This window comes from Mucilaginibacter sp. UYP27 (genome assembly GCF_040547175.1).
Taxonomy (GTDB): Bacteria; Bacteroidota; Bacteroidia; order Sphingobacteriales; family Sphingobacteriaceae; genus Mucilaginibacter.
The window spans coordinates 402,832-423,411 of sequence record NZ_JBEPPE010000003.1; the positions used below are offsets into that span (position 1 = coordinate 402,832).

The window sequence follows — 20,580 nt, forward strand, 5'->3', positions numbered from 1 at the left end:
ACACGTTATTGCGAGGCACGGAGCAATCTCTTTGCTTTACAGGGCCGCTCTGCCTATGTAGAGATTGCTTCGTACCTCGCAATGACGACTTTTAATAACGCTTCTTACTTCTCATACAACTCCAACGGCAAACCGTCCGGGTCGGTGAAGAAGGTGAAGCGTTTGCCGGTGGTTTCGTCTATGCGGATTGGCTCGGTTATTACTTGGTATTCGTTTAGGTGGAACACGGATTCTTCTATATTATCCACCTCGAAAGCCAAATGTCGCAGACCAAGGGCTTCGGGTTGGGATGGGCGGGCTGTTGGCGGGCCGGGGAACGAAAAAAGCTCGATCTGGTATAGTCCGTTGACTTCCAGATCGAGCTTGTATGATTTGCGGGCTTCGCGGTAAACCTCGCGGATCACCTTAAAACCTAATACTTCGGTGTAAAATAGTTTAGACTGCTCATAATCCGAACAGATGATAGCAATGTGATGTATCCTGTTCAGCTTCAGCATATTATTCGCCTAAAATTACGTGCAATACGTTATTGTGTACCATTTTGATGTCCGTGATGTTACCAAATAGCTCATCATCAATATTTGTGTTACCGGTACCATTTACAGTACCCAGCATGCTAAATTCAATTTCGCTGGTGGCCATCATTTCAATAAAACGTTCCTGATCATCGGGTGCAACAGACACTACTACCCTGCCCTGCGCTTCACCGAACAGGAAAGCATCTTTACGCACGCTGCTATCGCTTTCGATATCGAAACCTAAACCATTTGGCATAGCCGACTCAACTAAAGCAATGTATAAACCGCCATCGGCAACATCATGCGCCGACTGTACAACTTTATGCTTTATCAATTCTTTTACGACTTGGTGCATAGCGTATTCCTCATCTATATTAAAATAAGGCGCAGGTGCTTTAGATATTTTATGATATGATGCGAGGTACTGCGATGATGCAATATCATTTTGTGATGCACCAACCATATAAATTAAGTCGCCCGGTTGTTTAAAATCAAGGGTCATTAGATTTGATTGATCATCCATCACACCCAGCATACCAATGGTTGGCGTAGGGAATACGGATCCACCATCTGATGATTGGTTGTAAAAACTTACATTGCCACCTGTTACCGGGGTTTCGAATTTCAAACAAGCTTCGCCCATACCTTTAATGGCGCCAACAAACTGCCAGTAAACTTCCGGCTTGTATGGGTTACCAAAGTTAAGGCAATTAGTTATTGCAACCGGTTCGCCACCTGCGCAGGTAATATTACGTGCTGCTTCGGCAACGGCAATGGCCGTACCTTTTTGAGGATCGGCATATACATAGCGCGAGTTACAATCGCACGTTAAAACAATAGCTTTATCGGTATCCTTAACCGCGACAACAGCCGCATCGCTCGGGCGATTGGTGGTCATGGTGGCGGTACCTATCATAGAATCATACTGGTCGGTCACCCAACGTTTCGATGCCAGGTTAGCGTGGCCTATCAGGTGCTCGGCCACGTCAACTAAGTTGGCAGGCTCGGCAACATCTTCAATTTTAAATTTCTGGTTCTCGGCAAAGTAAGCAGGCTCGCGATATTCACGTTCGTAAACCGGGGCACCACCACCTAACACAAGGTCATCGGCTGGCACATCAGCAACCTTAACGCCGTTCATAAAGTACTCCAGGCGCTGGGTATCGGTAACCTCGCCAATAATAGCGCAGTTAAGGTCCCATTTATCAAACACAGCCTCAACCAAAGCCTCTTTACCTTTTTCAACCACAATAAGCATGCGTTCCTGAGATTCGGAAAGCAAGATCTCGTATGGTTTCATGTTCTCCTGACGCATCGGTACACGATCAAGGTGGATGATCATACCATGCTCGCCTTTGGCGCTCATTTCTGAGTTAGAGCAGATGATACCTGCCGCCCCCATATCCTGCATGCCAATGACGGCACCGGTTTTAATTACTTCAAGCGTAGCTTCTAATAACAATTTCTCCTGGAACGGGTCGCCTACCTGTACGGCCGGCAAATCGTTTACAGAATCTTTAGTGATATCTTTTGAAGCGAATGCCGCGCCGTGGATACCATCTTTACCAGTGGCAGAACCAACAATGTAAACCGGATTGCCAACACCGTATGACGTAGCAGAAACGGTTTCGCCGGCCTTAACAATACCTGCCGAGAAAGCGTTTACCAAAGGATTAACGTTGTAGCACTCATCAAAGAAAAGCTCGCCGCCAACGGTAGGGATGCCAAAGGCATTACCGTAATGGCTGATGCCTTTTACGACGCCTTTAACCAGCCATTTGGTTTTATCCAAACTAAGGTCGCCAAAGCGTAAGGAGTTCATTTGCGCGATAGGCCTTGCACCCATCGTGAAAATATCGCGGTTGATACCGCCCACACCTGTTGCAGCGCCCTGGTATGGTTCAAGTGCTGATGGGTGATTATGTGATTCAATTTTAAAGGCACATCCTATGCCGTCGCCAAGGTCAACCAGCCCTGCGTTTTCCTCGCCTGCTTTGGCCAGCATGCGCGGACTATCTTTAGGAAGCGTTTTTAGCCAGGTGATAGAATTTTTGTATGAACAGTGCTCGCTCCACATTACCGCGAATATCGAAAGCTCGGTAAAGTTGGGTACGCGGCCCATTATCTCTTGTATACGTGTATATTCTTCGGGTAAAAGTCCCAGATCGCGGGCGGTTTCAACGGTGGTTAATTCCTGGTTCTCCAATGTGTTGTTGTTTATGTTGAAAGGATGCGCAAAATTAGGAAAAAAGCGCAAAGCACGAAAGGAAAAAGGACTTAAAAGGCCGCAGGAATAAGGGTAAATGGCGAATGCTAAAGGTAAAAGCCGGTAATGTTTAAATTATAATTATAAATCATAAAAAATGGCGATGGATATGATCCATTGCCATTAAAACACATTTACCACAAATCACTATCTTTCTCACAACACTACTTTATTCTTCATTCATCTGGAAGTTTAACGGAATGGTGTACCTAACCCTTACTGCCGATTTGTTCTGCATCCCTGGCTTCCACGGCTTGGCAAGCTTTAATACACGCAAAGCTTCTTCATCCATACCATACCCGGCCCCTTTAATAATGGTTATATCGGTTAGGTGGCCGTCTTTTTCTATTACAAAACTAACGATTACCCTTCCGCCTTTACCGGCTTCCTGTGCCTGGGCGGGAAAGTGCAGATTTTTACTTAGGAATTTGCTCCATGCCGCATTGCCGCCAATTGGTTCTGGCATAAACTCAAGGCCAAAGGTATCGTGAACGGTCTTATCCTCTACCGGGGCAATACCTGTACCACCGGTAACTGGTGCAGGGTCTTCAATTTGCGGCATTGTACCTTTACCTTCGGTAGTTTTAGGCCCTATTTCTCCGGTAAGTTCAGTTATTTTGGGTGGATCAGTGGTAACAGGGGTATTGGTTACAACCGGCGTCAAAAACAGCTTGGTTGGGGCGGCAGGCATTTGCTTTGCAGGTGATGAAGCCTTAACCGGCGGTTCAATTTTTTTGGGCGGTTGCATAATGGTTGGTGGATCAGCCAAAGTCACTGTCGTGGTTTTGATAATTTCTCCCGGCGTTTTACCAACGATGTAAGTGTAGGATGCGGCGGCAGTAACAATTGTTGTAAACGCTATTAACATAGCCTTTACCATTGTGCTCCCGTAATGTTGCCTCAGTTCGAAAGCGCCATAAGATTTGTTCCTGTTGGCAAATACAAGCTCGATCCAATCGGGATTGTATAAATTAAGTTTTGTGTTTAGCATAGCGTTTAAAATTTTATTTTACTAATTAACGCATTTGCCAAATAATATATTGTATTTATTTTAATTTTTACAAATTAATGAATTGAATATCCTATTAAATACAATTTTTATATTGCAAATAACAGTTTATTACAAATTATATTTGGTTAAGATAGAGCAATGTGATGACGGGTGCTTACCAGTTTTGGGTTGAGATCTTTTTAACAGGCTCGGTTTTCACTGTTGCAGGCAGTTTATCCATAGCTGCTTTAAGTTTTGCACCTGTACTGGCACCGAAAGCGGCAATTTGATCGAGGTAAGTTTCAGTTTCTTTTTTGCCGTATTTGGCTTCCATTTTCTCCAACGGAACTTCTACCCCGGGAATGGGTACCATATTGCCAAATCGGTCGCGCTGGTAGGGTTTAAATATAAAATTACTGATGCGGTAACGGTAGCGGCTATCTTTAGTTTGGATGTTTAACGTGTAGCTTACCTCGCCGCCCTCCTTACGAATTAATGATACGCCGTTGTACACCAAAAGCTTGCCAGATATATTCAGCGTACTCGCGGCTTGCCCTTTGGAGGGCCTTGTAGCTTTATTAAAAGAAGTTGCAAAAGCCCATGCCCTGTTATATAAGGTATCAGCAGTTACGGCAGGTTTATCAATAACCCGGTAATAGATGTAATTGTTGCCTTCGTCAAAAGCTAACGAATCTTTTTGTGCCGATGCTACCTGCACGCAAAACAAACAAACCAGGCTAAAGAATATTTTTTTCATGTTATAAAGATAAGCCATCCGCAGGTTATACGGATGGCTTAGATAAAATCAGATCGTTTGAAATCTAATAATTAGAATGCGTATACCGCAGCAAGTACAAATTGTGATGCATTTTTAGTTGGAGCGCCGCTTTTATTTATAAAGCCATCATTGATCTCTTTATTGTTATCTAACCTAAATTCGGGGATAACAGTAAGCGGGCCGGCTTTAATGTTAGCAGTTACAGTTGTGGCAAACACCGAGTTGCCCGGTGATGGGCCCAAAGTTGTATAGCTACCTGTTTTAGTTTTAAAATATTCGCCTCTTAAGCCGAAGGTTACATCTTTAGATACAGCCAATTGCGGGTATAAGGCAACGCCTGTAAAGCCGCCTGTACCAACTGCCTCGGCGGGTTTAAATGTAGCCGCGTTCAGGCCTAACTTAAAGGCATCGGTAATTTGGTAGCTGGTTGTTAAATCAAACTCGGTGCCTGATAGCTTACCGCTTAAAACGTTTAAATAGGCCGTCCAGCCTTTAACAGGGGCTACCATTAACTGTGCACCGAAAGTATTTACCTGGTTTACAGAAGTATAATAGTTCCAGCTATCGTTAAAAATACCCGCCATTAAGCTAACCTTGCTTGTAAATGCATAAGTTGCTTTAAAGCCGGGGTTTTGGAACGGGCCATTTGTAAACAGGTACGAAGTTGAGTAATTAAAGTTACCCACAGGGCTAATTACTTCGTAACCCATAAAGGTTGCCATATAACCACCTGTTAAATTGAATTTATCTGTTACATCATACGATACATATAAATTCTGGATGTGGAAACTGTTGTTAGTTTCGTCATAAGTACCCGCAGCTGTAGGGATAGATTGTGCCTGGCCACGCGGGCCGAAAGACAATTCGCCTACAAATGAAGCTTTACCTACTTTTTTCTTTAAAGCCAAATCTATCATACCAACCGATATAGAGTTATTGTCTGATGCGAAACTGGTAGGGATATTACTATGTTTAGAAAAATCGTACTTGTAATAAGTATCAACCGAACCCGAGATAATAAGAGGCGGATCGGCCTTGGTCGTGTCCTGCGCACTGGCTGCTAAAGCTGAAATAGCAAAGAAAGATAAGAGTAAAAGTCTTTTTTTCATGATAAGGATTTAGTTAGTGATTATTTATTGTTAATTGATTGTTTGCTTATCTAATAAGTATGGTATTATTATCAATAACCATAGCTAAGAACGTCTATATAAATACTATACTTTTTGCATTTATTTAAAAAGTATGTAAATAAACTAACGAAACATTGTAAATTTTGGCAAAAATTTACCGTTCTATTAATTATTTACTAAATACATCAAAAAAAATTAAAAAAACAAACATTATTTTCAATAAAAAACTAAATCAATTGACGTTTTATTAATATAATTAGGTTTTTAACCATATTTACGCAATAAAAAAGTTAATTTTTTATCTTTTGGAAATTAAAATGACTTTTAAGGCGGTCACAAGCGAGTATTTAAACATAATAAGCAAATCATCATAATATTTAATTGATATTTTTTTAGCCGCTAACTCCTACTCGTTATTTTCCTGGCTATCGGATTTTTTAAGTTCGAAACATAAATCTTTGTAAAAGGCCTACTATTTTAAATGATTTCATAATTTTGGGCTGAACCAATTATAATTGCCATGCCTAACATCCGTTTTCAGGCCATAGCGGCCGTATTAAATCGCGAAATACCTGAAACAAAGCTGCCATCAGCCAAAATATCCGACTACTTTGGGGTAAATGTTTTTGATAAGCTAAAAATGAAGGAGTTTCTTTCAAAAGATGCTTATACCGTAATTATCGATTCGATAGATAACGGCGTACCTATCCCCCGCGATATGGCAGAGCAGGTGGCCTCATCTATGCGGTCATGGGCAATGGGCAAGGGTGCCACCCACTACACCCACTGGTTTCAACCATTAACCGGCACTACTGCCGAAAAACACGACGCTTTTTTTGAGCCTACCGGCGATGGCGGTGCAATTGAACGCTTTAGCGGTGACGCCCTGGCACAACAGGAGCCGGATGCATCCAGCTTCCCGAGTGGTGGCATCCGTAATACTTTTGAAGCCCGCGGCTATACCGCCTGGGACCCATCATCCCCTGCTTTTATTATAGGCCGCACGCTTTGCATCCCAACGGTATTTGTATCGTACACGGGCGAAGCACTTGATTATAAAGTACCGTTGTTAAAGGCCCTGAGCGTTTTAGATAAAGCCGCTGTTGACGTTTGCCATTATTTCGATAAAAGCATTGAGAAAGTAAATGCATCCTTAGGCATCGAGCAAGAATATTTTTTGGTAGATACGGCATTGTTTAACGCCCGCCCCGATCTGTCACTCACCGGCCGTACGCTTTTTGGGCACATGTCGGCTAAAAACCAACAATTAGAGGATCATTACTTTGGATCGATACCGGCACGGGTTTACGCCTTTATGCAGGAAATGGAGACAGAGGCCCTGCAATTAGGCATCCCGTTAAAAACCCGCCATAATGAAGTTGCGCCATCGCAATTTGAGTGCGCCCCGGTATACGAGGAGATCAACCTGGCTATAGATCATAACCAGCTACTGATGGATATTATGGACCGTGTAGCTAACCGCCATCATTTTAAAGTATTATTACACGAAAAACCGTACGCCGGTATCAACGGATCCGGCAAACATAACAACTGGTCGCTGATAACCAATACAGGTAAAAACCTGTTATCGCCGGGTAAAACACCAAAGAACAACCTAATGTTCCTGACGTTTTTTGTTAATACCATTAAAGCCGTGCATGACCATGCCGACCTGCTGCGTGCATCTATCGCATCGGTAAATAACGACCACCGCCTGGGCGCTAATGAGGCCCCTCCTGCTATTATATCTATCTTTTTGGGCAGCCAGTTAAGTGAGTTGTTAGATGAGATTGATACATCGCGCCTGAGTAAAAAAATTAAAGAAGAGAACTCGCTTTGGCAGGGTATCCCTAAGATCCCGCAGATCCTGAAAGACAATACCGACCGTAACCGTACCTCTCCATTTGCCTTTACAGGTAACAAGTTTGAATTACGAGCGGTAGGTTCGTCGGCAAACTCGGCCAGTCCCATGACAATATTGAACCTGATCATGGCCGACCAGCTGAAGAAATTTAAGATAGACGTAGATAAGCTGATCAAAAAGGGAGAGAAAAAAGACGTAGCCTTGATGACCATCCTTAAACGCTATATTAAGGAATCGCGCAACATCCGCTTTGAAGGAAACGGTTACAGCGAAGAATGGGAAAAGGAAGCGGAAGCACGCGGCTTAGCTAACATTAAAACCACGCCCAAAGCGCTCGATGCTTTTATATCAGAAAAAGCAGAAATACTTTTTGCCGAAACAGGTGTGTTCACCAAACGCGAGGCACATGCACGCCACGAAATATTGCTGGATAGCTTTTACAAGAAGTTACAGATAGAAGCCCGTGTAATTGGCGAACTGGTAATGAATATTATTATCCCGGCTGCTATCGAGTATCAATCGAGGCTAATAGCAAACGTAAAGGGGCTAAAAGATATAGGCATGGAGCCGTCAACCTACGAGGCGCAGATGGATATCATTACCCAGATTGCGGGCCACATCAACTTCACCAAAACCAATGTGGAACAAATGATAAACGCACGTAAACTGGCCAACAAAATTGAAGACCTGCGCCAGCGTGCTATTGATTACGATGAAAAGGTAAAAAGCTATTTTCAACCCATCCGCTACCACGTAGATAAACTGGAGCAGTTGGTTGACGATTCGTTATGGCCGCTGCCTAAATTTAGGGAGCTGTTGTTTATTAAATAAAAGAAACGCCCGGGCAAATTGCCCGGGCGTTTCTTTTTATATTATCTCGCGAAAATGTCCGCTTGATTATGCTCGTTAATAATCACCTCCCTGTATTTATTTATTATTTCCCTATTCGGTTTAAACTTCCCCGATAGCGTCATTGCTTTTTAATATTATGGGGTCTTTTTTGGATATCGCATCCATAGCTTCGATATCTCTAATATACTGAGTTTTTAGATGATCGTAAAGGGAATGTTTATCAATAATTATAGATACAAGACTGGCTATCATACCAGCCAATATCAAGTGGAAAATAACGCTGTGCCTGTCGGTCATTTCAAGCACTAATATAACCGACGTGAAAGGCGACCGGGTAACACCTGTTAAAAACCCAACCATGCCTGCCAGTATTAGCAGGTTTGAGTTTGTTTCTGACAAATGAAACCAACCCGAAACCAGTGCACCAACGCTTGCGCCAGCGCCAAGGGCCGGTGCAAAAATCCCGCCCGCTGCACCCGTTGTAAACGACAATAAAGGGCCGGCTATCCGCAGTATGGGCATATACCAAACCGAATATTTCTCTGGCGTAAAAAGGGCAGTTTGCATTAACTCTTTACCCGAGCCCAAAATCCCGGTACTAACAAAAAATGCCAACAAAGCCATTATAGCCGAGCATCCAAAAACATACAATACGTGATCCCTATTTAGCTTAAATTTAGCCTTCCATGCAAATAAAACCAATATAACTTTTGACATACCGCTACCTAATAATCCAGATAACACCGCAACTAATGCCACGCCTAAAAATATAAACGGAGATAAATTATCAATTTTTGGATAACCCAAGTAAAGATAAGGGCCCAATAATGCTTGTGCCGACAATCCGGCTATAATAACTGATGAGAATATTGCTGTCTTAAAAAAACTAAAGTGTGTTTTTGTAAGTTCTTCTATAGCAAATACTATCCCCCCGAGTGGAGTATTAAATGCGGCGGCAAGCCCAGCGGCAGCCCCGGTAACTATCATATTACGTTTGGCAATTTTTGGCCACCATTTTGGCAATATGCTATAAACAATTTTAAATACCGATGCAGAAATCTGTATCGTTGGGCCCTCTCTGCCAATCGCGCCGCCCCCTAATGCCATCACCAAGCTCGACATTACTTTTATAATGATAACCCTGATGCCTAAAAACCGGTTTACTTTATCGCCATTTTGAGGGCTCATAATTTGTATTGATGCCATAACCTGCGGTATCCCACTGCCTTTTGCATAAGGGGAAAATTTTTGCACCAACCACCACGCAGTTAAAAAACAAACCGGCATCAAAATAAATATTAGCCAGGTATGCATGCCTATGATATAGGCTGTTAAGTTTTCGGCTGCTAAAAACAACTTAGTGTATAAAACGGCTATCAACCCTGTTATTATTGACGCTATCCAAAAAGGGATAGCTGTTAGCAGGTTCTTTTTTAGGTTTTCATTACGAATCCTGTCAAATGTATTTTTTAGATGAAGACGAAGCCAGTAGATAAATGCCATATGCGTTTTGGTAAACTGTTGATACAAAAGGGGCCTTTTGATACATATCAGCCAAGATTTTGCCCAAAGATAGCAATCATATTACTAACAAAAGTGTTTAAGCAGTATATTTGCCCATGACTTCTCCGCAAAGATACGATCAACGGGGCGTTTCTGCATCAAAAGATGATGTACATAATGCCATTAAAAACATTGATAAAGGGATCTTCCCAAAGGCTTTCTGCAAAATCGTACCCGATATTTTAACCAACGACCCCGAGTATTGCAACATTATGCACGCCGACGGCGCGGGTACAAAATCGTCATTAGCTTACACCTACTGGAAAGAGACCGGCGATATCTCTGTATGGCGCGGGATTGCGCAGGATGCCATTATCATGAACCTGGACGATCTGCTTTGTGTGGGCGCTACAGACAACATCCTGCTATCATCAACCATCGGCCGTAACAAAAACCTGATACCAGGTGAAGTTATTGCAGCCATTATTAATGGTACCGAAGAGATTTTAGCCGAGTTGCGTGATGCAGGCATCGGCATCTACTCTACCGGTGGCGAAACCGCCGATGTGGGCGACCTGGTGCGCACCATCATTGTTGACAGCACTGTTACCTGCCGCATGAAACGTGCAGATGTAATATCAAACGACCGCATTAAACCCGGCGATGTGATAGTTGGCCTGGCATCATACGGGCAAGCCACTTACGAGAAAGAATACAACGGCGGCATGGGCTCAAACGGCCTAACATCTGCCCGCCACGATGTATTTAATAAAACCATCGCCAATAAATACAGCGAAAGCTTTGACCCTGCCGTTCCGCAGGATTTGGTTTTTAGTGGCAGCAAAACCCTTACCGATAAAATTGACATCGGCAATGGCGAAACTATTACCGCGGGTAAATTGGTATTATCGGCAACGCGTACCTACGCCCCTATCATTAAAACCATTTTAGATAAATACCGCGCCCAGGTAAACGGCATGGTACACTGTAGCGGCGGCGCGCAAACCAAGGTGCTGCACTTTATAGATAACCTGCATATCATTAAGGATAACCTGTTCCCTATCCCACCGCTATTTAAACTGATCCAGGAAGAATCAAACACCAGTTGGCAGGAAATGTACAAGGTATTTAACATGGGCCACCGCATGGAACTTTATGTATCGCAAGAGATTGCTGACGATATAATAGCCATATCAAAGAGCTTTAATGTAGACGCCCAAATTATTGGCCGTGTAGAAGCCGCCGATAAAAAGCAGGTAACGATAACATCACCTTACGGCGAGTTTATTTATAACTAAGGCTTCAAAATATTTCTATACAAAGAAAGCCACCCGAATTGAGTGGCTTTCTTTGTATAGAAATATTTAAAATTAATAATAAAAAAACCTCCCGAATTGGGAGGTTTTTTTATTAAGCCTAAGCCGTATTAGTTAAAGATGTAACGAACACCTATCTGCGCCTGGAAGCGAGAAGCAATGTTAATATCATTTTTGTAAGATGACTGCAAAGGCACAGCGTTATTAGCATCTAAGTAAGGGAACGCATAAGTAGTCCTGCCATCGGCATTTGTACCTGCATACCTTAACACTGTTGATGCACCGTTGCTAAAGCCTGTGAATGAAGTTTGGTATGTACCCCAGTTCCTGTTAAGCATGTTAGCAAAGTTGATAACATCAAAAGTAAACTCTAACGTGTTTTTGCTTTTACCTACGTTGATATAAAAGTCTTGTGCAACGTGCAAATCAAGTCTTTTGTAAGTCGGTAATATAGCACCGTTTCTTTCAGCAAATTTACCCCTGTTAGCGTTAAGATATTTATCCTGGCTAATAAAGTTATTTAATTGGGTCCATAACTGGCCAGGTGTACGGGTATCCTGGGCATTGTTAGGTACCAATATAATGTCTGCAGATGTTTTAGGAATGTACATCAAATCGTTGGTAGCACCGTCGTTATTAGGGTCGCCACTGGTGATGTATGATACCGCACCATTGTTAGATGCTTCAAACACTAAACCAACAGTAGTAGCAGCATTTTTCCAGTATTGTTTACGGTAAGATACTGTAGCTATGATACGGTTTGGCTGTACGTATGAGCTGTTAGAAAGGTTATCGCCGTTAGGGTTACCTGCAACATAACGTGAACTCCAGATAGTACCTGCGGTTGATCCACCGTCGTTAACATCTTTAGATTTTGTGTATGTGTAGGCTGCACTTGCTGCAAAACCGTTTGTAAAGCTTTTTTGTAACTGGCCCGTAATAAAGTATGAGAAACCTTTATTAGTGTTCTTAAGGTAGTATAAGCCGGTAATATTAGGGTTTGTAGCGGTTGTTGGGTTAGCTACAGTACCCACAGTGGTATTTTTTGAATCGTAACGGATCTGACCTTCCGGACCTTTAAGTGTAGTAAAATTATCAGACAGAACAAGATTCTGGTGATAGATAGCCTGAAGATCTTTAGTGTAAGCACCTTCAATTGTACCTATAACACCACCAGGTAATTTCTGATCGATTGCAAGGTTTGTTCTCCATATTTTTGGATAACGCAAGTTTGGGTCTGTAACGTCTAACTCATAAGATGAGTTGGCAGCACCTGCAGCAGGGCGGTTAGCGTTAACGTCCGGTTTAAAGATCAACTGAGCGTTTTGTGCCGGTGTGTTTGTGGCTACACCTTTAGCAATGGTGTATGAACCAAATAACAAACCGTTGTTTGATGCCTGGTTAGAGATCCATACAAATGGAACCTGGCCGGTAAACAAACCTGTACCACCACGTATTTGGGTAGTTTGGTCGCCTTTAACATCCCAGTTAAAGCCGATACGTGGAGATATCTGGATACGGTTTTTAGGAAGTTTAGAAACATCAACATGTGTACCACCCTGGAAGGTTAACGCAGCTGCGTTAGCATTAGGGGCTAATGAATTAGGGAATGCCGCATAATCAGCCCTTATACCATATGTTAACCTAAAGTTATCAGTAACAGTGTATTTATCCTGTAAATAAACACTGTATAATGATGCCTTGATTTTTGCATAAGGGAAATCATTACCTACCGCAGAATAGCGTAAGGTATAAGCAGCAGCCGGTAAACCATTAATAAAATCTGATGCTGAATTATAAGTGTATAAGCCGTTGTAATCTGGTGCGAAACCGTTCACGTAGCTTTGGATCTGATTGCTGGTACCTAATGTAATTTCGTGCCTGCCTTTGTAAACAGTGAAATCATCAGCAAACTGCCAGATATTTGTACTTAGCAGGTTACCTGCGGTAAATAACTCCGAACCAAAACTTGTAGCGGTCGCGTTAGCACCGGTAATGACTGTACCATCAGCAGCAGAAGTACCGTTACCGATATCAACCATTGGTACCGATCCGTTACCTAAAAAGCTACGATAATCTCTCAATGCAGAGTAACCAACAGTTAACTTGTTAGACATGGTATTACTTATCCGGGTGTTTAACTCAACTATACCTATGTTAAAGTTGTTGTTGATAGTGTATCCCGAACCAATGAACGGCAATGAGTTCTGGCCCGGTGCACGGGTTGTGCCAAAACCAACACCAGCGTTAGTAATACCTGAGTTACTTGCCGGCTGATCCCTGAATGATTTAAGGTAAAAATATTTTGCGCTTAAAGTATTGTTTTTGTCGATGTTCCAGTCAAGCTTTACGGTTACCTTATCACTTGATGTTTGGTAGTTGTAACCTTCGTAAGCACCCGGATCGTAACCAAGGCTTGTTAATTTGGTTTTGATGGCATCGAGCGTAGCGGCTTGTACGTTAGATACGTTTGCGCCACTTAAGCCCGGACGGCCAGCTACCCATACAGCGCTTGGCGGTTGGGTGATTCTTTCCTGCTCGCCGGATACGAACAAGAACAATTTATTCTTGATAATTGGCCCACCTACTGCAATACCATCTGTGTGATAGTTAACAGGAGTTACACCAAGGTTGGTTGGGCCAACATGGTAACCCTGTAATTTCGAACCACGTGCAAAATAGTAAGCAGTACCTTTTACAGTGTTTGTACCAGACTTTACTACAGTGTTGACACCCGCACCTGTAAAGTTACCCTGGCGTACGTCATAAGGTGCAATGTCAACCTGGATCTGGTCAATAGCATCTAACGAAATTGGCTGTGAGTTGGTTTGGCCACCTAAAGTACCCGATAAACCAAATGAGTTGTTGAACAATGCACCATCAACAGTAATGTTGTTATAAGTGCTTGAACGACCACCAAAAGATAAACCATTTGCAGACGGGGTAAGTTTTGTAAAATCCTGCAGTGAGCGGCTAATTGTTGGCAAATTTTCAATTTGTGAACGGGTAATGGTTTCGCGGGCACCTGTGCGGGATGAGTTGATAACCTTACCCTGGCCGCCGGTAATGGTTACTTCTGCTAAACTTGTAGTGTTGTCTTCAAGCTTGGTAGAGATCCTTTGATCCTGGCCAATAGATAATGTGATGTTTTCCTGTACATAATCCTTAAAGCCAATAAAGCTTACTTTGAATAAGTACGGACCGCCAACCCTTAAGTTAGGGATGTTATAGCGGCCATCAGCCCTTGTAACTGTGGAATACACAGTACCTGTAGGCTGATGCGTAATGGTAACTGTTGCACCTGGTATACCACCCTGTTTATCGGTGACAACACCGTTAACAGATGCTGTGGTAACACCTTGTGCATTCACATTCTTTTGTATAAAGAGCGTGGATACAGTAAGTAATAATAAGAGTAAAAACTTCCTCATACTTGTTTTTTTAAATTTAACTGTTAAGTGAATTAATGATGCAAAGATATATATTGCCTTCATTTAGTATATTAAGTTAATGTTAACAATAATTATATATTTTACAACACTTTACATGTTATTTAAGCAATAATGAAATTTTGATGAATTACTGGTGTAATATTTACATTACATGTGTCATTTTTCCAATAAACTTTTTGATTGACAGCTATTTATATTATATTATCTGCTCTGTTTTTAAATCACTTTCCAATTTTTCATTTCCACCGCTTTTTAATTAGCTTTGGCATTCCAAAATCATAAAAGATACATACTATATGGATTACGATTTAATTGTTATTGGTTCGGGCCCGGGCGGCTATGTTGCCGCTATCCGCGCATCGCAATTGGGTTTAAAAACCGCTATTGTCGAAAAAGAATCACTTGGGGGCATCTGCCTTAACTGGGGTTGTATCCCTACTAAAGCCTTATTAAAAAGCGCACAGGTTTTTGAATATTTAAACCACGCTGCCGATTACGGTATTAAAGTTGATGGCGGCGAAGTTAATTTTGAGGCCGTTATAAAACGTAGCCGAGGCGTAGCCGATGGCATGAGCAAAGGCGTTCAGTTTTTAATGAAAAAAAATAAGATCGACGTTATAATGGGTTACGGTTCGCTAAAATCAAAAGGGACAGTTACTGTTAAAATAAGCGACGGTTCTACTAAAGATTTTACCGCTACCAGTATCATAATTGCAACAGGTGGCCGCTCGCGCGAATTACCAAATCTTAAACAGGATGGTAAAAAAGTAATTGGTTATCGCCAGGCAATGATACTGCCTAAGCAGCCTAAATCGATGGTTGTGGTAGGTTCGGGTGCCATTGGTATCGAGTTTGCTTATTTTTACAACGCCATAGGTACAAAAGTTACCGTGGTTGAGTTCCTGGATAACATCGTGCCTTTAGAGGACGAAGAGATCTCAAAAGGTTTGCTGCGCATCCTTAAAAAACAGGGCATCAATATCATGACAGGCTCTACTGTAGAATCTGTTGACACCAATGGCGAAGGTTGCCGCGTGAATGTTAAAACGGCAAACGGCAACCAGGTGCTCGAGGCCGATGTGGTATTGTCTGCAATTGGCATTTCTACCAATATAGAAGGTATCGGCCTTGAAGAAAACGGCGTTAAAACTGATAAAGGCAAGGTATTGGTTGATGATTTTTACAAAACCAACGTTGAAGGCGTTTATGCTATTGGCGATATTGTTAAAGGGCAGGCCCTTGCCCACGTGGCATCTGCCGAAGGGATCATCTGCGTTGAAAAGATAGCGGGTAAAAACCCCGAGCCTTTAGACTATAACAACATCCCGGGCTGTACTTACTGCTCGCCGGAAGTTGCTTCTGTAGGTTATACAGAAAAAGCCGCTAAAGAAGCGGGTTACGAGGTTAAAATTGGTAAGTTCCCATTCTCAGCATCGGGTAAGGCAAGTGCCGCCGGCGCTAAGGATGGGTTTGTAAAACTGATATTTGATGCCAAATACGGCGAGTTCCTTGGCGCGCACATGCTAGGCTTGAATGTTACTGAAATGATTGCCGAAGTGGTTACGGCGCGTAAGCTGGAGACTACCGGTCATGACATCATCAAATCTGTACACCCTCACCCTACCATGAGCGAAGCTGTAATGGAAGCTGCTGCTGATGCCTACGGCGAAGTAATACACTTGTAATATCCACCACATAAAAAAGCCGCTCTGAGATATTAGAGCGGCTTTTTTATGCTTTTAGGCGAATAGCTATTTCGAATACTCGCCATCCAAAAATACATATCTGCCTTTAAGTTGCGGGCTTTCTTTTTCCTGCATACTTTTTACATTTAAATTCATGAAGTTTACCGGGCCGCCTTTTAGGTTAGCATCCCATTTTGGCAAACCTTTTCCATTAGGGTTTCCTGTTTTTATAAAGTTGGCGAAATAACTTTCCATCGTGGCCGATACTTTGTAGTCTTCGGCAGTCCAGGCGTACATCTTATTGGTAGCAAGGTTGCCCATTGCATATTCTATCTCAAACGCATGTGGTGCACCATTATAGGGTTGCGGGCCTTTTGTTTTCGCGGCGTCGGTAGTCTTATTAACACCGCCTGCAAGCCCGGGGGTTAAATTGGCCATTGCAGCAGTGACTGGTGGTTTGGCTTTCGAAAACACATATCTGTAAACCGGCTTTCCGCTGGTTTTTGCATGGGTATCGGTCCATTTCCAGGTAGCATATACAATAAACCTGTCGCTGGCCAGTTCTGTAGCCGACTTAATTACCTCTTCTTGGGTGCTACCGGGGTAAAGCTTTAAAACCTCATCGGATTTTTCAGCATATAACAATTTCACTTGGCTTGCATAATTTTCGGGGTTTGGCGTTTTACCATACATTACCGCCTGGTAGGGTATCTCGGCCGAGTTCCATCCTGCCAGCAAAGGCACTTTAGCCTGCTCGCCTGCCATAAACGTTTCTGATGGCATTTTGTCGAAAAAATAGCCATCCATAACAAAGCTCGTTGGCGGGTTGCCGGGCTTTGAAGCCAGGTCCAACAACTGGTCGGCCGGAATAGCGCGTAATGCTGCCAAAGTATTAGCCTCTGCTTTTTCGCTAAACTTAACGCCATTGCTTTCGGCAATGTTAAGTGCGACAGGTGCCAACGGTTTAAACATAGCACCACTTTCGCCAATCGCGCCGGATATCAGCTCTTTTGATAATGGCGACACCATTTGTGCCGATACCGACATAGAGCCTGCCGATTCGCCCGCTATGGTTATCTTATCAGGATCACCGCCAAAGGCAGCAATATTTTTCTTTACCCAGCGCAGGGCGGCATTCTGATCCAACAGACCATAATTACCAGATGCATGGTGTGCAGATTCTTTTGTCAATTCGGGATGTGCCATAAAGCCAAATACGCCAAGGCGATAGTTTACTGTTAAGGTGATAATGCCGCGTTTAGCCATGCTCTCGCCATCATAACGCGCCTCAGAACCATCGCCGGCAACAAAACCACCACCATAAAAGTAGAGCAATACTGGAAGTTTGGCTTTTGATACTTTTGCAGGCACCCATACATTAAGGTACAGGCAATCCTCGCTCATGCCGGGCGTACGGAAACCCATATCACCGAATACCTTTTTCTGCATGGCATTGTAACCAAAGGCATCACACTTACGCACGCCGGTCCAACTATTTACTGGCTTGGGTTCTTTCCAGCGTAATTCTCCAATTGGTGGCTGTGCAAACGGGATTCCCTTAAAACTGTTTACGCCCGATTTTTCGGTAACGCTCTCCACTGTGCCGTTCTCGATTTTAACTTGTACTCCTTTTTGAGCAAACAATGGCGCACAAGCAACTTGCAGTAGCAGAAAAAATGTTATTTTTTTCATGAAATATGTTTTATAATTGGTTGGTGTTTGATTGTTGAAATTAACAAAAAATATCCACCAACCAACTATTGTGTCTAATTGACGTATTGAATACAAATATGTTACATTAACCCCACTCGAATGAAACCCACCATTACTATAGAATATTGCCCAAAATGCAACTGGCTTTTGCGCGCTGCCTACATGGGCCAGGAACTACTCACCACCTTTACCGATGACGTGTACGGCGTTACCCTGCAGCCCAGCGAAACACCAGGCAAATACAACATCAGGATAGCTGAGGCTGTAATTTTCGACCGTAAAGAACATGGCCGATTCCCCGAAATAAAGGAACTTAAACAACTGGTACGTGATGTAATTTGCCCGGATAAAAACCTGGGACATTCTGACAGATCCACTACATAAATTACTATGCATACATATTATGTAGTATTAATTTGTTTATGTAATTTTGTTCGTTATATTTATAAATGCTATCCAAAAAAACTAAATACGCGATAAAGGCACTGGTTGTCATGGGCAAAAACATGGATAAACCGCCAATGCAGATCTCAAAGATTGCTGAGATGGAAAAGATCCCAAAAAAATTCCTGGAGCAGATCTTGCTTGATCTTAGGAACGCGGGTTATCTGTACAGCAAAAAAGGCGCTGGCGGTGGCTACAGCCTTAATAAAGACCCTAAAGATATTTACCTGGTTAGCATTATGCGTATTACCGATGGCCCAATTGCCATGGTTCCCTGCGCCAGCCTAAACTTTTACCACCGTTGCGACGAGTGCCACCAGGAACATACCTGTGGCATCCGCGATGTATTTATTGAAGTGCGCGATGCTACACTTAAAATATTATCTGAAACCAGCGTTGCGGATATTATTGGCCGCGAAACCACTTTGATAAGTTTAGATTAAACAATCTCTCAATCTAACCGCTAAATTCCAAATAAGTCAAATTTTAAACTTCGAATAAAATCCCTGATTTTGAGTTCTCTTGTAAATAGGGCGTAGCCCCCTATTCGTCGTTTAGCTTTTCGGAGATATTTTTGATCGATTCATCCAGTAGGGATGCCGATTTTTGCAGGTATTCTTCCATCTGCTCGTATTCCTCCAGCTTATTATCAGTGTGTTTAAGGATGTCTATTATCCCTAAAATATTAGTAAGGTGTCTGCGTACCTCGTGCGAGTTGATAAAGGCAAGTTCTTCGCGTTTAGCGGCAAACAACAATTTTTCGTAATGGCGTTTTTGTGTTACGTTGCGATAAATAAGCGCAATGGCCGCAATAATTAACGCCGCCACTACAACCGTAAATATCAGCCACAACCGCTCGCGTTTGTAAGCCTCCGTGCGTTGAATGTATGAGTTCTCCGTTTCATCTATCTTCATTTGCGAAGAGATGTCACCCACCTGCGTTATCCGGGCATTATTCTCATGCGATTCTTTCAATGCAATTTTATAGTTATTTGCCGCCCCATTTGCATCGCCATTTTTTTCAGCTATCTGGGCCAGCAATTCATATAAATGAAACCTTATTTCGGGGTGGTTATTACCGGTGCTATTAGCCAATAACTTAATGATAAGGGCTTTTGAAGAATCTAACTGGCCGTTCCTAAAGTAGGCGTCAGCCAGGTATTGGTTCTCCAGCTCGTTGGCCACATATCTTGCATCGGTTTTTAATTCATTGATCTGGTTAATGGCAATAGAGTAATTGCCCATAAGTAAGTTTAAATAATAAGCTGTACGGAGTCTATAAGTGTATATTTTGTAAGATCTATTGCTTGTATCACTCAATTTATCGTGGTAAGCTTTCAACGAATCGTAATTACGCATCCTGAAATAGTTTTCAGATTTATTGTATCTGATAATGGTGGTAAGCGGTGCTCTGCGGCTTGGGGTTTCATTACTTAAGAGCTTTTCCGCTTCATTAAGGTAACTTATAGATTGATTATAGAAGCTCGCCTTATAATACAGATCTGATATGTTAACATCAAGCAAAGCCTGAAGGTAATCATCATTTAATATCAGCGCCTCCCTTTTCGTCATCCTGTAGCTATGCACAGCGCCGGTAAAATCCCCTTTGTCCGTTTGTATAAAACTAAGGTGGCTTAAAAATTGATAAAGCAGGTAACTGTCATTTTGCCGGCGGGCTACCTCAACAGCCTTATGCATATACGCTTCGGCACCTGTAAGATCATGCGTTTTGTTGGAAGATAGCCCCTTTATAAAGTTTATAAAAGCGTCTTTTTCGTTTAAATTATACCGATTAAATAAACTTATAATAGTGTCCGTTCCGCATGTTGCAACATCCGGGGTTACACCCTGGATATAAGTTTTTATAAACCTTACGAGGCGTTTATGCTGTGCTTGCTTATCTTGCTGTTGAATAATGTTTACGAGCGTATCTTTATTAATACTTATCTTTTGCGCATGCAAAGCACAGGTAGTTAAGTAGATAAAAGCTATAATGAGGTAAAGCTTTTTGTGCATACGGTTTATTTCCTATAAATCTACTACAGAGAACCGTAAATACAAACAATTG

At 42.4% G+C, this 20,580-nt stretch carries 14 protein-coding genes; 5 read left to right on the plus strand and 9 right to left on the minus strand.

Annotation, left to right across the window (positions count from 1 at the left end; genetic code table 11):
* Positions 1 to 104: 104 nt before the first annotated feature.
* The 5 genes from gloA2 to ABIB39_RS13515 all read right to left on the minus strand — a co-directional run bounded on the left by gloA2 (position 105) and on the right by ABIB39_RS13515 (position 5,662).
* Positions 105 to 497 (minus strand): SMU1112c/YaeR family gloxylase I-like metalloprotein, encoded by a 393-nt coding sequence (gene gloA2 / locus ABIB39_RS13495; protein ID WP_354430683.1) that lies wholly within the window; start codon positions 495 to 497, stop codon positions 105 to 107.
* Position 498: 1 nt separating this feature from the next.
* The gene (gene purL / locus ABIB39_RS13500) at positions 499 to 2,724 is read right to left on the minus strand and encodes a phosphoribosylformylglycinamidine synthase subunit PurL (protein ID WP_354430684.1); all 2,226 of its coding nucleotides are present in this window, start codon (positions 2,722 to 2,724) and stop codon (positions 499 to 501) included.
* A 229-nt stretch (positions 2,725 to 2,953) separates the two neighbouring features.
* Positions 2,954 to 3,775 (minus strand): energy transducer TonB, encoded by an 822-nt coding sequence (locus ABIB39_RS13505; protein ID WP_354430685.1) that lies wholly within the window; start codon positions 3,773 to 3,775, stop codon positions 2,954 to 2,956.
* Between the two features lie 175 nt (positions 3,776 to 3,950).
* On the minus strand, positions 3,951 to 4,532 hold the full coding sequence (locus ABIB39_RS13510; RefSeq protein ID WP_354430686.1) for a DUF4468 domain-containing protein: 582 nt from the start codon (positions 4,530 to 4,532) through the stop codon (positions 3,951 to 3,953).
* A 71-nt stretch (positions 4,533 to 4,603) separates the two neighbouring features.
* Positions 4,604 to 5,662, minus strand: coding sequence for an outer membrane beta-barrel protein (locus tag ABIB39_RS13515; protein WP_354430687.1), 1,059 nt, complete (start codon positions 5,660 to 5,662; stop codon positions 4,604 to 4,606).
* A 541-nt stretch (positions 5,663 to 6,203) separates the two neighbouring features.
* On the opposite strand from ABIB39_RS13515, the gene ABIB39_RS13520 reads away from it, so the two are divergent.
* The gene (locus ABIB39_RS13520; RefSeq protein WP_354430688.1) at positions 6,204 to 8,378 is read left to right on the plus strand and encodes a glutamine synthetase III family protein; all 2,175 of its coding nucleotides are present in this window, start codon (positions 6,204 to 6,206) and stop codon (positions 8,376 to 8,378) included.
* Positions 8,379 to 8,498: 120 nt separating this feature from the next.
* On the opposite strand, the gene ABIB39_RS13525 is transcribed toward ABIB39_RS13520, so the two are convergent.
* The gene (locus ABIB39_RS13525; RefSeq protein ID WP_354430689.1) at positions 8,499 to 9,902 is read right to left on the minus strand and encodes a chloride channel protein; all 1,404 of its coding nucleotides are present in this window, start codon (positions 9,900 to 9,902) and stop codon (positions 8,499 to 8,501) included.
* A gap of 116 nt (positions 9,903 to 10,018) precedes the next feature.
* Between ABIB39_RS13525 and ABIB39_RS13530 the strand changes: the two genes are divergently transcribed.
* Entirely contained in the window at positions 10,019 to 11,200 is a 1,182-nt protein-coding gene (locus tag ABIB39_RS13530; RefSeq protein ID WP_354430690.1) for an AIR synthase related protein, read from the plus strand.
* Positions 11,201 to 11,328: 128 nt separating this feature from the next.
* Here the strand turns inward: ABIB39_RS13530 and ABIB39_RS13535 are convergent, their stop codons facing one another.
* Positions 11,329 to 14,649 carry a TonB-dependent receptor gene (locus tag ABIB39_RS13535; protein ID WP_354430691.1) on the minus strand — a complete coding sequence of 1,107 codons (3,321 nt, stop codon included), beginning with the start codon at positions 14,647 to 14,649 and terminating at the stop codon, positions 11,329 to 11,331.
* A 317-nt stretch (positions 14,650 to 14,966) separates the two neighbouring features.
* On the opposite strand from ABIB39_RS13535, the gene lpdA reads away from it, so the two are divergent.
* A complete protein-coding gene (gene lpdA / locus ABIB39_RS13540; protein WP_354430692.1) occupies positions 14,967 to 16,355 on the plus strand; it encodes a dihydrolipoyl dehydrogenase in 1,389 nt (462 codons plus the stop codon).
* Between the two features lie 66 nt (positions 16,356 to 16,421).
* Here the strand turns inward: lpdA and ABIB39_RS13545 are convergent, their stop codons facing one another.
* Positions 16,422 to 18,047 (minus strand): carboxylesterase/lipase family protein, encoded by a 1,626-nt coding sequence (locus ABIB39_RS13545; protein ID WP_354430693.1) that lies wholly within the window; start codon positions 18,045 to 18,047, stop codon positions 16,422 to 16,424.
* Positions 18,048 to 18,167: 120 nt separating this feature from the next.
* Between ABIB39_RS13545 and ABIB39_RS13550 the strand changes: the two genes are divergently transcribed.
* Positions 18,168 to 18,452, plus strand: a complete 285-nt coding sequence (locus ABIB39_RS13550) for an Rdx family protein (RefSeq protein WP_354430694.1) — start codon at positions 18,168 to 18,170, stop codon at positions 18,450 to 18,452.
* A 65-nt stretch (positions 18,453 to 18,517) separates the two neighbouring features.
* The gene (locus tag ABIB39_RS13555; protein WP_354430695.1) at positions 18,518 to 18,955 is read left to right on the plus strand and encodes an RrF2 family transcriptional regulator; all 438 of its coding nucleotides are present in this window, start codon (positions 18,518 to 18,520) and stop codon (positions 18,953 to 18,955) included.
* A 100-nt stretch (positions 18,956 to 19,055) separates the two neighbouring features.
* Here ABIB39_RS13555 and ABIB39_RS13560 read toward each other — a convergent pair whose 3' ends face one another.
* Positions 19,056 to 20,528, minus strand: coding sequence for a tetratricopeptide repeat protein (locus tag ABIB39_RS13560; RefSeq protein ID WP_354430696.1), 1,473 nt, complete (start codon positions 20,526 to 20,528; stop codon positions 19,056 to 19,058).
* Positions 20,529 to 20,580 lie beyond the last annotated feature (52 nt).

What these genes read in the sequence shown, in the direction of transcription:
- gloA2 (WP_354430683.1), bottom strand. Translation starts at nt 497, where the DNA reads ATGCTGAAGCTGAACAGGATACATCACATTGCTATCATCTGTTCGGAT.
- ABIB39_RS13505 (WP_354430685.1), bottom strand. Translation starts at nt 3,775, where the DNA reads ATGCTAAACACAAAACTTAATTTATACAATCCCGATTGGATCGAGCTT.
- ABIB39_RS13510 (WP_354430686.1), bottom strand. Translation starts at nt 4,532, where the DNA reads ATGAAAAAAATATTCTTTAGCCTGGTTTGTTTGTTTTGCGTGCAGGTA.
- ABIB39_RS13515 (WP_354430687.1), bottom strand. Translation starts at nt 5,662, where the DNA reads ATGAAAAAAAGACTTTTACTCTTATCTTTCTTTGCTATTTCAGCTTTA.
- ABIB39_RS13520 (WP_354430688.1), top strand. Translation starts at nt 6,204, where the DNA reads ATGCCTAACATCCGTTTTCAGGCCATAGCGGCCGTATTAAATCGCGAA.
- ABIB39_RS13525 (WP_354430689.1), bottom strand. Translation starts at nt 9,902, where the DNA reads ATGGCATTTATCTACTGGCTTCGTCTTCATCTAAAAAATACATTTGAC.
- ABIB39_RS13530 (WP_354430690.1), top strand. Translation starts at nt 10,019, where the DNA reads ATGACTTCTCCGCAAAGATACGATCAACGGGGCGTTTCTGCATCAAAA.
- ABIB39_RS13535 (WP_354430691.1), bottom strand. Translation starts at nt 14,649, where the DNA reads ATGAGGAAGTTTTTACTCTTATTATTACTTACTGTATCCACGCTCTTT.
- lpdA (WP_354430692.1), top strand. Translation starts at nt 14,967, where the DNA reads ATGGATTACGATTTAATTGTTATTGGTTCGGGCCCGGGCGGCTATGTT.
- ABIB39_RS13545 (WP_354430693.1), bottom strand. Translation starts at nt 18,047, where the DNA reads ATGAAAAAAATAACATTTTTTCTGCTACTGCAAGTTGCTTGTGCGCCA.
- ABIB39_RS13550 (WP_354430694.1), top strand. Translation starts at nt 18,168, where the DNA reads ATGAAACCCACCATTACTATAGAATATTGCCCAAAATGCAACTGGCTT.
- ABIB39_RS13555 (WP_354430695.1), top strand. Translation starts at nt 18,518, where the DNA reads ATGCTATCCAAAAAAACTAAATACGCGATAAAGGCACTGGTTGTCATG.
- ABIB39_RS13560 (WP_354430696.1), bottom strand. Translation starts at nt 20,528, where the DNA reads ATGCACAAAAAGCTTTACCTCATTATAGCTTTTATCTACTTAACTACC.